The following is a 13,398-nucleotide window of genomic DNA, read 5'->3' on the forward strand; positions in this document are numbered from 1 at the left end:
GACGTTCAGAGTTCTGCCGACAGTATTAACCGTCGGCATGACCCCGTGTGGGCGCCTCAGAGGAAAAAATGTCTGATCGCTCAGGTTCCGTTTCTGCATCGACAATTGGCGCTTCAATCACTGGAAAAAGGCGATTCGGTGCCTCGCCGGTATGGCTGATTCCGGTGATTGCTGCCCTGGTATGCGTATCGCTGCTGATTAGCAGCTCACTGTCGAAAGGGCCGAGAATTTTTATCAGTTTTCAAAGCGCCGAAGGGCTTGAAGCCCACAAGACCAGAGTCAAGGTCAAAAATGTCGTGATCGGCGAGGTGTCGGCCGTCACCCTGAGCAAAGACCGTACCGGTGTTGTGGCGACAGTGGATCTGAATGCCGACGCCCGTGCCTTCACTGCCGAGGATTCCATGTTCTGGGTGGTGCGCCCGCGTATCGGGGCCAAGGGCGTGTCCGGCGTGGATACCCTGCTTTCCGGGCCGTATATCGCGGCAGACAGCGGGACGTCCGAGCACCCGAAAAAACACTTTATTGGTCAGGAAAGCCCACCACCCCTTACGTTTGGCGCAAAAGGCACACGTTTTACCCTGCACGCCGAGGACATGGGCTCACTCGATGTCGGTTCTCCTGTCTATTATCGGCGCATTCAAGTCGGTCAAGTGGTTGCCTGTCATTTGTCCGAGGATGGCAAAGGTGTGGATGCGGAAATTTTCATCAATGCCCCCAACGACAGGTTTGTGACCACCGATACACGGTTCTGGAACGCCAGCGGTATTGGCCTGACGGTTGATGCTGATGGGCTGAAGATAAAGACTGAATCGGTTTCGACGTTACTGGCCGGAGGTGTGGCCTTCGTTGAGCCAGGATACGGTTCGAGCGCGCCAAGGGCTGCAGAGCATGCACGTTTCAAGCTGTTCGAGGATCAGCAAAAGGCGCTGTCACCTCCCGATGGCGAGCCGGGTTATATCCGCATGATGTTCAGGCAGTCTTTGCGTGGTCTTGAAGTCAATTCGCCCGTCGAGTTCATGGGCATAAATCTGGGGCGAGTGGTCTCTGTCGATCTTGACTACGATGCAGCCAGCAAGTCTTTTTCCAGCATTGTGGGGGCGGTGATCTACCCTTACCGCCTGGGGCAGGCCAACGAAAAGATCCTAGAGACATTGGGTACACCCGACGATTCGCGTACCGCGCAGTTGATCGCCGACTTCGTCAAACAGGGCCTGCGCGCACAGCCTCGCAGTGCGAGTCTGCTGACCGGCCAGCTTTATATTTCTCTGGGGTTCTTTGCCAACGCTGCGCCGGTTCAATTCGATGTCAACGCACGGCCGCTGATAATCCCCACCGTACCGGGAGAGTTGGAGAAAATGCAGGAGCAGGTACAGCAGATCATCGACAAGGTCAGCAAATTGCCGGTGCAGGAGATCGCCGGCAATCTGAATGGCAGCCTTGACGAAGCGCACAAGACGTTCAAGCTGTTCAACGCAGACGTAGTGCCCGAACTTCACACTGTTCTGGGGCAGTCCCGAAGCACGATGGAGATGGCCGGGGCGGCCCTTGCAGAAGACTCGCCGGTACGCCAGCAGGTCAACCGGACGATGGACGAGGTTCAACGTACGGCCCGCTCGTTGAGGGTCCTGACCGATTATATAAGCCGCAACCCCGAAGCCTTGATCCGTGGTCGCACCCGGCAGGATGTGCCGAGTGTCTACCCGCCGGCCAATTCTGCGCCAAGGCCTGACTGACGTAGCCCGGACGTACTCAGTATCTTGGTTTTACAGCCCTCCATTGCGGCTGGTACTTCTGCATCTGCTTCACATCATCGCGCTGACGAATGCCACAGCTGTGGTACTGATCGTTGAGCTTGCCGAGCTGGTCGTAATCCAGCTCAAGGCCAAGGCCCGGCGCGCGGGTGATGCTGACGCAGCCGTCGACAATCGGCAGCTTGCCGCCCTTGATGACTTCCTCGTCCGGTTCCTGCCACGGGTAGTGCGTGTCGCAGGCGTAGTCCAGATTGGGCACGGACGCAGCGACGTGGGCCATGGCCATGAGGCTGATCCCCAAATGCGAGTTGGAGTGCATTGACACACCGAGGCCGAAGGTGTCGCACATCTTCGCCAGCGCCTGGGTGTCGCGCAGGCCGCCCCAGTAATGGTGGTCGGCGAGTACGATCTGCACGCTGTCGAGGGCCACGCTGCGTCGGAATTCATCGAAATCGGTCACGACCATGTTGGTCGCCAGTGGCAGGCCAGTGCGCTTGTGCAATTCCGACATGCCATCCAGACCAGGGGTCGGGTCTTCGTAGTACTGCAGGTCATCGCCCAGCAGCTCGGCCATGCGAATCGAGGTTTCCAGCGACCAGTTGCCGTTGGGGTCGATGCGCAGCGGGTAGCCGGGGAAGGCTTTTTTCAATGCCTTGATGCAGGACACCTCATGTTCCGGCTCCAGCGCACCGGCCTTGAGCTTGATGCTTTTGAACCCGTAGGCTTCGATCATGCGCCGTGCCTGGGCGACGATCTGTTCTTCGCTGAGCGCTTCACCCCAGCTGTCGGGTGCGTAAGGCGCATCGGCATGCTGCGCGTATTTGAAGAACAGGTAGGCGCTGAAGGGTATCTGGTCACGAATGGCACCGCCGAGCAGGTCCACCAACGGCAGGTTCATGGAACGTGCCTGCAGGTCCAGAAACGCCACCTCGAATGCTGAATAAGCGTTGCTTACCGCCTTGCTGGCGTGCGAGCCCGGTGCCAGTTCAGCACCGGCCAGGCTGGCAGGTTTGTGTGCCGCAACCGTCGCCTGAACGATGCTGCGCAGTTGATTGAGGTTGAACGGGTCGAGCCCGATCAACTGGTTCTGCACCTGTTGCTGAATGGCCAGCGCCGGGGCGTCGCCATAGCTTTCGCCGAGGCCGATGTAACCGTTGTCGCTTTCCACTTCGATGATCGAGCGCAGTGCGAAAGGTTCATGGATGCCACTGGCGTTGAGCAGCGGCGGATCGCGAAAGGCGATAGGGGTTACGGTCACGCGTATGATTTTCAAAGGGCGGTCTCCCGGTGATCAGGGTTTGAGGCTGGAAGGTGTGCCAGGTACGACGGCGCGGTGGGATTTGGCTGGCTCATCTCTGGACGGGCGGCGCAGGTCACCACGCGGGGTGGTGCGGGCAAAGAAAATCACGACGGCAGCGAGCAACGAGGTGGCAGCCAGTCCATAAAGACCACCCTGAATCGAACCGGTGGTCTGCTCCAGAAAACCGAACGTAGTGGGAGCAACGAAACCGCCCAGGTTGCCGATGGAGTTGATCAGCGCAATGACCGCTGCGGCAATGCGCGCATCCAGATAGCCCTGAGGGATCGGCCAGAACAGTGCAGACGCGGCCTTGAAACCGATTGCCGCGAAACAGATGGCAACAAAAGCAAACACCGGACCACCAATGGTGGACATGAACATGCCGACGGCGGCGATCACCAGCGTGACAGCGACCCAGGCCTGTTGGTGCTTGAAGCGTGCCGCCAGTGCGGCAAAGCCATACATGGCCACAATCGAGATGATCCATGGCACCGAGTTGAACAGCCCGACCTCAAAGTCGCTGAAACTGCCCATCTTGCGGATCATGCTTGGCAGCCAGAAGGTAGCCCCGTAAATGGTCAGCGCCACCGAAAAGTAGATGAAGCAGAACAGCAGGATCTGCCGGTCGGCCAGCAAGCGAAACACCGATGGCCTGACGGTCTGAGTTGCTTCGCGCAGACGTTGCTCTTCGGCGATGGCGGTGCTGAGTGCGGTTTTTTCTTCATCGCTGAGCCAGGTGGCTTCATGCGGGTGTGATTGCAGCCAGAACCAGACGAATCCGCACAGCACTATGGAAGCGAAGCCTTCGATCAGGAACATCCACTGCCAGCCGTGCAGACTCAGGCCCTCGATGCCCAGCAGCGCGCCGGATACCGGGCCGGAAATTACCGAAGCGATTGCCGAGCCACTGAGAAACAGCGCCATGGCCTTGCCGCGATCGCTGGAAGGCAACCATTGGGTGAAGTAATAGATGATGCCGGGAAAGAAGCCAGCTTCGGCGGCACCCAGAATGAAACGCAGCACGTAGAAACTGGTTTCACCCTGAACGAACGCCATGGCCATCGCGGCCGCGCCCCAGGTGAACATGATGCGGGTCAGCCAGGCGCGGGCACCGTAGCGCTGCAACAGCATGTTGGAAGGTACTTCGAACAGTGCATAGCCGACAAAGAACAATCCGGCGCCCAGCCCGTAGGCCGCCGCACCGATGCCCAGATCGGTTTCCAGATGACTGCGTACAAAACCGATATTGACCCGGTCGATGTAATTGACGATGAACATCACCACAAACAGCGGCAACACGTGGCGTTTCACCTTGGAGGCCGCACGGGCAAGCACCGTGGGGTCCGTAGTGCCAGGGACGGTATTCAAGGGCGACTCCCATTCATTGTTTTTTTGGGGATGAGTCGATCATGAGGGGGTGTATTATTCCCGTCCAATCCAGTTAATGACTTGATTGATACCGGGAGTGGATCAATGTTCGAGCTTTCTCAACTGCGCTGCTTCACCACGGTGGCCACGGAACTCAATTTCCGGCGCGCTGCCGAACGGCTGAATATGACCCAGCCTCCGCTGAGCCGGCAAATCCAGATACTGGAGCACAATCTGGGTGTCGAGCTGTTCACGCGCAGCACCCGCAGTGTGGCCCTGACCGCAGCGGGCAGGGCGTTCTTCATTGAAGCGCAGACGTTGCTGGAGCGCGCGCAGCAGGCAGCCATCTCCGCGCGGCGCTTTGCCGAAGGCGATATTGGTTCGGTGACCATCAGTTTTGTCGGCAGCGCGGTGTACGAATTTCTGCCCAGAGTGATCGCCGAGGCGCGGCTCAAGCAGCCGCAGGTGAAGATTTCCCTGACTGAAATGAACACCTATCAGCAGCACGAAGCGCTCAGGGCGCGACGCATTGACCTGGGGATCGTGCGAGCGCCGCTGTTTCAGCCCGGCTACGAGAGCGAATGCCTGGTGCGAGAGCCATTCGTGCTGGCGGTGCCGGGCAATCATCGGCTGGCTCACGCTGATTCAGTTACGGTGGCGGACCTGGAAGGCGCGCCGTTTCTGATGTATTCGCATTCGGCCTATCCACCGTTCAACGAACTGCTGACCGGTATGTTTCGTTCCGCACGAGTTGCGCCGGAGTATGTCCAATGGCTTGGGTCGTCACTGACTATTTTGGCACTGGTCAACGCCGGCATGGGCCTGGCACTGGTGCCGCGCTGTGCGACCAATGTGGTGTTCAAGGACGTCGTATTTCGTGACATTGACCTGGGCGAGGGTGTGCAGAGCGAGTTGCATCTGGTCTGGCGTGCCGACAATGACAATCCAGCGTGCCGGATGCTGCTAAAGGCCATTCGCGCGGCTGTCAGGGTGGATGAAAATTGACGCGAAAAACCTTGCAGTGCGTTGGCATCAACTATCATTCATTCAGTCGATAGTCATCATCAAGCAAGGCAAGTTCTGTTTTTCCGGCAAAGGAGGAGGATGGCGCCATAGCCACCTGCTCCAAAGGTAGACGACGCGATGAGAATGTTTAACCTGTTGACGTTTGCTGCCGTGCTAAGCACCAGCATGATGCTCACTGCGCCAGCCAATGCTGCCGTCTCGTCAGTCTCTACGGTCTCAGAGCAGTCTTGCCACTTCATGCCGGTGGCCGACAGCGCCTCCAGTCTGCAACACACTCAGTCAGTGGGGGTGTTGTACAGCGAAAACACCGTCAGTAACCTCCAGTACCTGAACAACTATCACTCGGTAGCGCTCAGGAGCGGACAGAACGGCGCGCTCGATTCGCGTATCCGCAATGCATTCATCAGCAGTTCGGACCCGAAACTGGCAACCGACTGGCTGGTAGGCTCATTGCAGAAAGAATTCGCCTCGGTGACCGTTTACGACAACCTCGACGCGCTGATGAAAGCGCGCCCCGACGTGGTGGTGATGCTTGATACCTACAACCGTCTGGTAAGCAAGCGCAATAGTCAGGTCGAAGCGCGGTTCATGGCCCGGTTTTATGACACCAATCTGCAATACATCGGCAAGGCAGAAGGTGAGGTGGTCAAGGAGATGACCTCGGTCTGGGTGCAGGGCAAAGCTGCTCCAGAAATTGCCGCACAGATTGACCAGCAGCGTGAGCTGCAGGTCAATGCGCTGAAACAATTCGATGCATCGCTCAAAGCGCTGGTTATGCAAGCCGATAGGGCTCAGGTGGCGGCGAACTGAGTCTAGGTCGCGCCTGGTTCATGTCCGGTTGTTGATGACCTGAGCAAAATTCGCGCTGAACGCGAACTGTGACACACCCAGCACGGAGGTGATGGTTCGCGAACCGCTGCCTTGTAGTTGTATCTGTCCGCAGTGATTGTCCTGCGGTGTAATGCTCGTGTTGACGGACAGAAACTGCTCATCAATTTTCGTCGCTTCAATACCGCCTGCCATCAGCATCGTTGCCAGCGGATCGAATATCGGTACCGGATAACCTTCGGCGTGCGTGCCTGATTTGGTTTCAAGCACTTGCTTGACCAGCAAGGCGACAGGGTCGCTCGCCGTAATTTTTTGCGAGTAGCTCGCGTCGAGAATGACCTGGTTGCAGACGTCCAGCGGGACCAGGGTCAATGGCAGGCTCGACTGAAAAACGGTATCGGCCGCGACAGGGTCGACGAACACATTCCATTCTGCGTAGTGGTTACTGCTGTAGGCCTCACCCTGATCCCATTCCTTTTGAGCGCCGTTCAAGGCGGCGACGTTACCGTCAACATAGACAGCCCCAGCCATGGCGACGATCTGCTCGATCATCTGGAAGTCTGCGGGTTGGTTACTCAGTGAGAGCATCTTCGCAATGTTGGTAAAGCCACCCAGCGAAAGAACAGTGATTTTATCCTGGCTGTTCTTCACGGCCTGATACATGAACTCCCACGCGGGAAGGTTTGATAACGCCGGCAAGGCAGCCGGATTGAGCGTTCCCAGAAGGCCCATGATGTCATTCATATCGTTTTTGAATGGTTGTGGAAACCGGTTGTCGTACTCAAGTGGCTTATCGGTGCCTTTTGCCACAACAGTACTGAGACGGTTGCCAATGCCCAGTAAATGCTGCGCGATGATGACGCCCCAGCCGAGATCCGTTTCGCCACATCCAGTGACCGTGATACCGACGATGTCGATGTCCGGCCTTTTCATCAGGTAGGCGATGGACAGTACGTCGTCCCAGCCCATGTCCGTATCGATAATGACTTTCCTGTTCATGGTAATGCTCCCTGCCCATAGGGGACGATTGAAAAGAGGAGTTTGCAAGCGTTTTAGATATACCCGAGCACCTGCTCGAAAAGGGTATCGCCTGTTTATTTCCATTAAACCGACGCATGGATCGGTTTTACCGTAAAGAATTAATCACACCTGCCGAGAGCATGACAAGTGGGCCGATCATTAATTGGCTCACATGATGAGCAGCAAGCCACGTGCGCTTTGACTGTAGTGACAGAGAAGCCTTGCGATGCTGAAAAAACTAGTGAGTGCCTTGCGCACCGTGATGTCTGTACCCGCTGATAATCCCAGGCTGTTGCAGGCCCAATACGTTGCGTTGTCCCGACAGCTGCCATTGATGTATTTCGTGCTGCTGGTCAACACCTGGGCGTTGGCATTCACCCATTGGGCAACTGCTCCGATGTGGCTGACCCTGCTGGTTCCGGCGCTGCTCACTATTGTTTGCGCTATTCGTGCGCGCAAGTGGCTGCTCACGGTAAACCGGCCGCCACCCGCGCCAACCACCATTCTGGCGACGCTGCGCGGGACCAACGGACTGGCAGGCGTGATCGCTGCCGGTTTCGCCGCCTGGTCGCTGTCGCTTTATCCCTATGGCGATGCCTATGCCCAGGCGCACGTGGCATTTTTCATGGGCATCACCGTGATTGTCTGCATCTTCTGCATGATGCACTTGCGGCCTGCGGCGTTGACCACTGCAGTTGTAGTCAACACTGCGTTTGTTATTTTTTTCGCGTCGACGCACAACATTACTTTCATCGCCACAGCAGTGAACATCGTGCTGGTGTCGATTGGCATGCTGATCATTCTTCAGTATCAATACCGCGATTTCACCAGCCTGGTGAATGTGCAGATAAGAACCGAGCAACTGAGCAATGAGAACCTTCTGCTGGCCAATCAGGACAGTTTGACGGGGCTGCCCAACCGCCGACAGTTCTTTCAGACACTGGACACGGCCATGCAGGAGGCGCTGGCGCAGCGCACCGGGTTGGCGGTCGGCGTGCTGGATCTGGACGGGTTCAAGCCAGTCAATGACCTTTATGGGCATCGTACCGGCGACCGTCTGCTGATGCTGGTAGCCGAACGTTTGACCAGTGCCTCCAGCGATACAGTGCATGTGTCGCGACTGGGCGGTGACGAGTTCGCTCTGGTTATCAAGGGTGATATCAGCAACGATGCATTGCTGGCGTTTGGTAAACACCTGTGTGAACTGATGCATGAAAGCTTCGAGCTGTCGGACATGCCCATCCAGATTGGCGCAACTTTGGGCTTCGCTACGTTTCCGGCCACTGCAGACAATGCCACCCAACTGTTCGAGTTTGCCGACTACGCGCTTTATCAGGGCAAAGACCATAACCCCGGAACTACCTGCCTGTTCTCCGCCAGCCACCGCGAGCAGTTGCACGCCGATGGCGTAACCGAGCAGGCATTGCGGCGTGCGAATCTGGAGACCGAGTTCTACGTGCTGTTTCAGCCGATCATTGAAAGCTGCACACGCGAAACGGTGGCTTTCGAGGCTCTGGCCCGCTGGAAAAGTCCGGAACTGGGCTCGGTATCGCCTGCGCATTTCATTCCGATTGCCGAGCGAATCGGCATGATCAACAAGCTCACCGCACCCTTGTTGACTCATGCATTGAAGAGGGCCTTGTCATGGCCGGCGCCCATCAGACTGTCGTTCAACCTGTCGGCGCACGACTGCGCGACCTGGGAAAGTGTCAGTACCATTGTCGAGATCATCGAAAACAGCGGTTTTGATGCCTCACGGCTCGATCTGGAAATCACCGAAACGGCGGTCATGCAGGACATTGCCCAGGTACAGCAGGCTATTGCACAGTTCCGGCAACTGGGTTGCGGTATCTCGCTGGATGATTTCGGCACCGGGTACTCCAGCCTCAGTCAGCTGCACGCGCTGGCGCTGACCAAGCTGAAGATTGACCGCAGTTTTGTAACCGGTGTGCATGACAATCCGGCGAGCTACAAGATCGTGAAATCGCTGGTTGCCTTGAGTCTGGACATGTCTCTTGGCTGCGTGATTGAAGGCGTCGAGACGCAGGATGAGCTGAATGCACTGACCAGCCTTGGGTGCACGATGGTGCAGGGTTATTTCTACAGTCCACCGATCAGTTTTGAACAAACCCTGGTGTGGATCGAAACGCCGGATGAGGAGCGCACCTTCGGTTATGCAGCCTCGTGCCGGATCTGATCGACTGCGCTTGAACCATTCCCCTGTGTACGTGGAGTAAGATGCGTTTTTCGATCTCCACGGAATCCTGTCAATGAGCAAACCCGGGCAGACCATTCTTGTTGCGTTGCGCAAGATGATTGCGTCAGGCGAGCTGGCGGCCGGCGAGCGCTTGATGGAAGTGCCGACCGCCGAGCTGTTCGGCGTGTCGCGCATGCCGGTGCGTATGGCGTTTCGTACCCTGGAGCAGGAAGGCCTGCTGGTGCCCTTTGGCGGGCGCGGTTTTCAGGTGCGCTCGATCACGCCGATGGAAATCGCCGGTGCGGTCGACGTGCGTGGTGTTCTGGAAGGTCTGGCGGCGCGGCAGATGGCCGAACGTGGCTTGACGCAGGAGGCTCGGGACGAGCTTGAAGCCTGCCTGGTGCAGGGCGATGCGCTGTTCGAAAAGGGTTATGTCACTGAGGATGATCTTGAGGTCTATCACGACATGAATATGCGCCTGCATCGAGTGATCGTGGCGGGCAGCGGTAATCGCGCCATTGCCGATGCGCTGGCACGCAACGACCACCTGCCTTTTGCCTCGGTGACGGCGCTGGCAGTGGATCGCGATAACCTGATTCGCGAATACCGGCGCTTCAATTTCGCCCACATGCAGCATCACGCGGTGGTGGATGCGTTAGTGAGCGGGCAGGGCGCTCGTGCCGAGGCGATCATGCGTGAGCATGCCAATGCTACCCTGCGCTACGCGGAGATTTTCGGTGCCGGTTTGAACGAGCGCATGAAGGTCATCCAGCGCTCGGACTGATCAGATATCGAGCACCAGCAATGGGGTTTTCGAGCGTGAGCAGCATGGCGTGAACTGATCGTTGAGCGCCTGCTCGTCTTCAGTCAGAAACAGATCCCGATGATCCGGAATGCCCTTGAGGACGCGCGTCAGGCATGTGCCACACACACCTTGTTCGCACGACAGCGGAATATCGATGCCGTGGCTTTCGAGCACTTGGGCGACCGTCTTGTTGGCAGGAACGGCAAGTACCTGGCCGGTGCTGGCAATCTCGATAGAAAAGCTGCCGTCATTGCTGGTGTCCGCCGGCTCTGCAGAAAAGTACTCCCGGTGCAGATTGTCTTCAGGCCAGCCGGCAGCACGGGCGCTGTCGAGGATGTGTTGCATGAAACCGCCCGGTCCGCACACATACAGATGGGTATCGGGTTGCGGCTGGGCGAGTACATTGGCAGCATCCAGCGCGGTAGTGGGCTGTTCATCAAGGTGCAGCGTGACCCGGTCGGCAAATGATGAACGCTTCAGGCGCTCGATAAACGCGCCGCGCTCGACGGAACGAACACAGTAGTGCAATTCGAAATCGGCACCCTCCAGCGCAAGCTGTTCAGCCATGCACAGAATGGGGGTGATGCCGATGCCGCCGCCAAACAGAAGCGTGCGACGGCTGTTCCCGGCCAGCGGAAACAGGTTGCGCGGCTCGCTGATGCGTAGTTGCGCGCCTGATTGAATCTGCTCATGCAGGCTGCGCGAGCCGCCGCGTGAAGCCGGATCGTTGAGGACACCAATCAGGTAACGATGACGCTCGTTCGGTGCGTTGCACAGCGAATACTGGCGGATCAGCCCGTCAGGCAAGTGCACGTCAATGTGTGCGCCTGCCGTGAAAGGCGGCAGCAACTCGCCATCGGCTCGCACTAGCTCGAAACTGCAGATATTCAGCGCTTCATCGTTACGTGATAACACGGTCACGTCGATCATGGTATGTCCTCGGGTGACCGCAGCACGGGTCACTTCTGATTGTTTTCAACGCATTCGGGCTGGCAGCAGGCGGTCATTTAGTGGCCATTACTGGAATCTGTTCAGCTGTGCTGGTTCGTTCGGCAGCGATCAAGCGTTCCAGAATCTTGCGCGACTGCACACCGCCGGCGTCGATGTTGAGCTTGAGCAGGTTGCGCTGCGGGTGCTGAAGCAGGTTCTGTTGCTGGCGTTCAAGCATCTCCAGGTCTTCGCTGAAGATCTTGCGCTGCCCCTCGCGGATGGTGGCCGTCAGTTGCTCGTCAGCCGGGTTGAAGTTGCGCGCCATGCCCCAGAAGTACCAGATCGAGGTGTCGGTCTCTGGCGTGATGAAGTCGACAACGATGCTCGAGGCCTTGAACTCGTGAGGCGCGTGATAGCCGCCTTTGCCCGCGTGTGCTACGCCTACCTCGATGAGTACATGGCTGGGCGGGGTGAAGCGGCAGATCTGCCAGCGATCGACTGGCACGTCATCGGCCAGGTTGTTGCCACGCAGCGCCATCTGCCAGAACGGCGGCGGCATGATGTTTTCCATGTGGCGCGCGGTAATGACTTCCTCGCCTTCGACTGTCGTGACAGGCGCTGCTTCGTCGATTTCCTTCTGGCCGATGCTCGACGCATGCACGTAGGTTTCGTGGGTGAGGTCCATCAGATTGTCGATCATCAGGCGGTAGTCGCACTGAATATGAAACAGACCGCCACCGTAGGCCCATTCGTCGCTGACCGCCCACTCCAGATGGTGGATGAGCGCCGGATCGGCCTTCTCCCGGTCGCCAGGCCAGACCCATATGAAGCCGTAGCGCTCGACCGCTGCGAAGGTTTTGTTGCAGGGGAAGCCTCGAACACGCTGGCCGGGCATCGCGGCGGTCTTGCCATCGCCGCCCATCACCAGCCCGTGATAACCGCATACCAGTTGGCCGTTCTCGACATAACCCAGCGACAGCGGAGCACCGCGGTGCGGGCAGAAATCTTCCAAGGCGACAACTTGCTGGTTCTGGTCGCGATAGAAGACCATCTTTTCGTTGCAGATCTGCCGGCCCAGAGGCTTGTCGGCGACTTCATCCGCTGTACAGGCGACGTACCACGCATTTTTCGGGTGCATGACGGTTCTCCACGGTTCGATTATTGGTCTTATGGATCCACAGAATGAATCATGTTCTTTTCCTCGTGATTATTAATGCCACAGGATCGAGATTAATCCAATGATTAATTTTATTAACTATTGTTTAATGGATCCACAGGCTGGCGATCAGGCGGATCTGGACGCCAGCAATGCTGCTCGCAGACGGGGCGCGAGTGCTTCCAGAAGGGTCTGCACGGAGCGCAATGCGCGGCAGTCGGGACGGGTCAGTAGCCACAGATCGGTGCTGCACCCTTGCAGTGGTTCACTCAACCTTTCCACTGAGCCAAGGCCCTGAATCGTGAAATCGGTCAAGGCCGCCACGCCCAGGCCGGCAGCGACCAATTGAGAGACCGCCGACATGTTGCTGCAGCGATAGCGCGGGCTCACCGCCGGGAACGCCTGTTTACGCCAGATCACCGAGGTGTGGTCGGGCATCGAGTCGTCCGGGCTGATCCAGGGAATGGAGGCGGGGCTGTGCGTCAGTGCGTCGCGGTATTCTGGGCGGCCACAAATGAAGTAGTCCGCGCTGCCCAGGCATCGTCCGATCAGGTGTTCGGGCGGGGTATTGGTCAGGCGCAACGCAATGTCGGCGTCACGACGGCTGAGGTTGGCGAACGCATTGGAGGTGGCCAGTTCCAGCGTGAGGGCAGGGTACTGCGGCATGAAGTCCGCGAGCGTTGGCAGCAGCAGGCTGTGCAATACCGCGTCGGTGCACGTCAGGCGTACCGTACCGCTGACCACCTGTTCGCCTTGCTGCAAGGCAATACGGGCAGCGGCGAGTGCCTGTTCGGCGTGTTCCGCCTGCTCGGCCATGGCCTGGGCGGCATCCGTCGGAATGTAGCCGCGGCGGTTCTTTTCAAACAGCGCAGCACCGAGGGCTGACTCCAGACGTCGGATCGAGCGGAACACTGTCGAAATATCAACGTGCAGCAGATCTGCAGCACGCGCCAAGGTCCGGCCGCGTACCAGCGCCAATACCAGGGCAAGATCGGCATGGGTGATTTCATATTGCAT

General features: G+C 58.0%; 11 protein-coding genes. 5 read left to right on the plus strand and 6 right to left on the minus strand.

Features of this window, described 5'->3' with window-relative positions; all coding sequences use genetic code 11:
• Positions 1–68 precede the first annotated feature (68 nt).
• The gene (locus tag RYA97_RS06800; protein ID WP_316892020.1) at positions 69–1,733 is read left to right on the plus strand and encodes an intermembrane transport protein PqiB; all 1,665 of its coding nucleotides are present in this window, start codon (positions 69–71) and stop codon (positions 1,731–1,733) included.
• 16 nt (positions 1,734–1,749) lie between these two features.
• Here the strand turns inward: RYA97_RS06800 and RYA97_RS06805 are convergent, their stop codons facing one another.
• Both RYA97_RS06805 and RYA97_RS06810 read right to left on the minus strand, forming a co-directional pair.
• The gene (locus RYA97_RS06805; RefSeq protein ID WP_005743738.1) at positions 1,750–3,024 is read right to left on the minus strand and encodes a glucarate dehydratase family protein; all 1,275 of its coding nucleotides are present in this window, start codon (positions 3,022–3,024) and stop codon (positions 1,750–1,752) included.
• Between the two features lie 18 nt (positions 3,025–3,042).
• Positions 3,043–4,386, minus strand: coding sequence for an MFS transporter (locus RYA97_RS06810; protein WP_046834930.1), 1,344 nt, complete (start codon positions 4,384–4,386; stop codon positions 3,043–3,045).
• Positions 4,387–4,524: 138 nt separating this feature from the next.
• Here RYA97_RS06810 and RYA97_RS06815 point away from each other — a divergent pair, with 138 nt between their 5' ends.
• Positions 4,525–5,424, plus strand: a complete 900-nt coding sequence (locus tag RYA97_RS06815) for a LysR substrate-binding domain-containing protein (RefSeq protein WP_019741535.1) — start codon at positions 4,525–4,527, stop codon at positions 5,422–5,424.
• Between the two features lie 138 nt (positions 5,425–5,562).
• Entirely contained in the window at positions 5,563–6,255 is a 693-nt protein-coding gene (locus RYA97_RS06820; RefSeq protein WP_002553487.1) for a hypothetical protein, read from the plus strand.
• A gap of 18 nt (positions 6,256–6,273) precedes the next feature.
• Here RYA97_RS06820 and RYA97_RS06825 read toward each other — a convergent pair whose 3' ends face one another.
• The gene (locus tag RYA97_RS06825; protein ID WP_005743734.1) at positions 6,274–7,272 is read right to left on the minus strand and encodes a nucleoside hydrolase; all 999 of its coding nucleotides are present in this window, start codon (positions 7,270–7,272) and stop codon (positions 6,274–6,276) included.
• A gap of 247 nt (positions 7,273–7,519) precedes the next feature.
• Here RYA97_RS06825 and RYA97_RS06830 point away from each other — a divergent pair, with 247 nt between their 5' ends.
• Both RYA97_RS06830 and RYA97_RS06835 read left to right on the plus strand, forming a co-directional pair.
• Complete coding sequence (locus RYA97_RS06830; RefSeq protein WP_005743733.1) at positions 7,520–9,490, plus strand: putative bifunctional diguanylate cyclase/phosphodiesterase; 1,971 nt, start codon at positions 7,520–7,522, stop codon at positions 9,488–9,490.
• Positions 9,491–9,563: 73 nt separating this feature from the next.
• A complete protein-coding gene (locus RYA97_RS06835) occupies positions 9,564–10,274 on the plus strand; it encodes a GntR family transcriptional regulator (RefSeq protein WP_005777136.1) in 711 nt (236 codons plus the stop codon).
• Here RYA97_RS06835 and RYA97_RS06840 read toward each other — a convergent pair whose 3' ends face one another.
• The 3 genes from RYA97_RS06840 to RYA97_RS06850 all read right to left on the minus strand — a co-directional run bounded on the left by RYA97_RS06840 (position 10,275) and on the right by RYA97_RS06850 (position 13,398).
• On the minus strand, positions 10,275–11,225 hold the full coding sequence (locus RYA97_RS06840; RefSeq protein ID WP_005777137.1) for a PDR/VanB family oxidoreductase: 951 nt from the start codon (positions 11,223–11,225) through the stop codon (positions 10,275–10,277).
• 73 nt (positions 11,226–11,298) lie between these two features.
• A complete protein-coding gene (locus tag RYA97_RS06845) occupies positions 11,299–12,363 on the minus strand; it encodes an aromatic ring-hydroxylating oxygenase subunit alpha (RefSeq protein ID WP_005777138.1) in 1,065 nt (354 codons plus the stop codon).
• A gap of 147 nt (positions 12,364–12,510) precedes the next feature.
• Positions 12,511–13,398 (minus strand): LysR family transcriptional regulator, encoded by an 888-nt coding sequence (locus RYA97_RS06850; protein WP_016981700.1) that lies wholly within the window; start codon positions 13,396–13,398, stop codon positions 12,511–12,513.

Origin of the sequence: Pseudomonas syringae group sp. 26L6, assembly GCF_032587815.1 — a bacterium.
Taxonomy (GTDB): Bacteria; Pseudomonadota; Gammaproteobacteria; order Pseudomonadales; family Pseudomonadaceae; genus Aquipseudomonas; species Aquipseudomonas amygdali.

Coding starts and splice junctions, on each gene's coding strand:
- RYA97_RS06840 (WP_005777137.1), bottom strand. CDS start 11,225: ATGATCGACGTGACCGTGTTATCACGTAACGATGAAGCGCTGAATATC.
- RYA97_RS06815 (WP_019741535.1), top strand. CDS start 4,525: ATGTTCGAGCTTTCTCAACTGCGCTGCTTCACCACGGTGGCCACGGAA.
- RYA97_RS06825 (WP_005743734.1), bottom strand. CDS start 7,272: ATGAACAGGAAAGTCATTATCGATACGGACATGGGCTGGGACGACGTA.
- RYA97_RS06820 (WP_002553487.1), top strand. CDS start 5,563: ATGAGAATGTTTAACCTGTTGACGTTTGCTGCCGTGCTAAGCACCAGC.
- RYA97_RS06830 (WP_005743733.1), top strand. CDS start 7,520: ATGCTGAAAAAACTAGTGAGTGCCTTGCGCACCGTGATGTCTGTACCC.
- RYA97_RS06835 (WP_005777136.1), top strand. CDS start 9,564: ATGAGCAAACCCGGGCAGACCATTCTTGTTGCGTTGCGCAAGATGATT.
- RYA97_RS06850 (WP_016981700.1), bottom strand. CDS start 13,398: ATGCAATATGAAATCACCCATGCCGATCTTGCCCTGGTATTGGCGCTG.
- RYA97_RS06800 (WP_316892020.1), top strand. CDS start 69: ATGTCTGATCGCTCAGGTTCCGTTTCTGCATCGACAATTGGCGCTTCA.
- RYA97_RS06845 (WP_005777138.1), bottom strand. CDS start 12,363: ATGCACCCGAAAAATGCGTGGTACGTCGCCTGTACAGCGGATGAAGTC.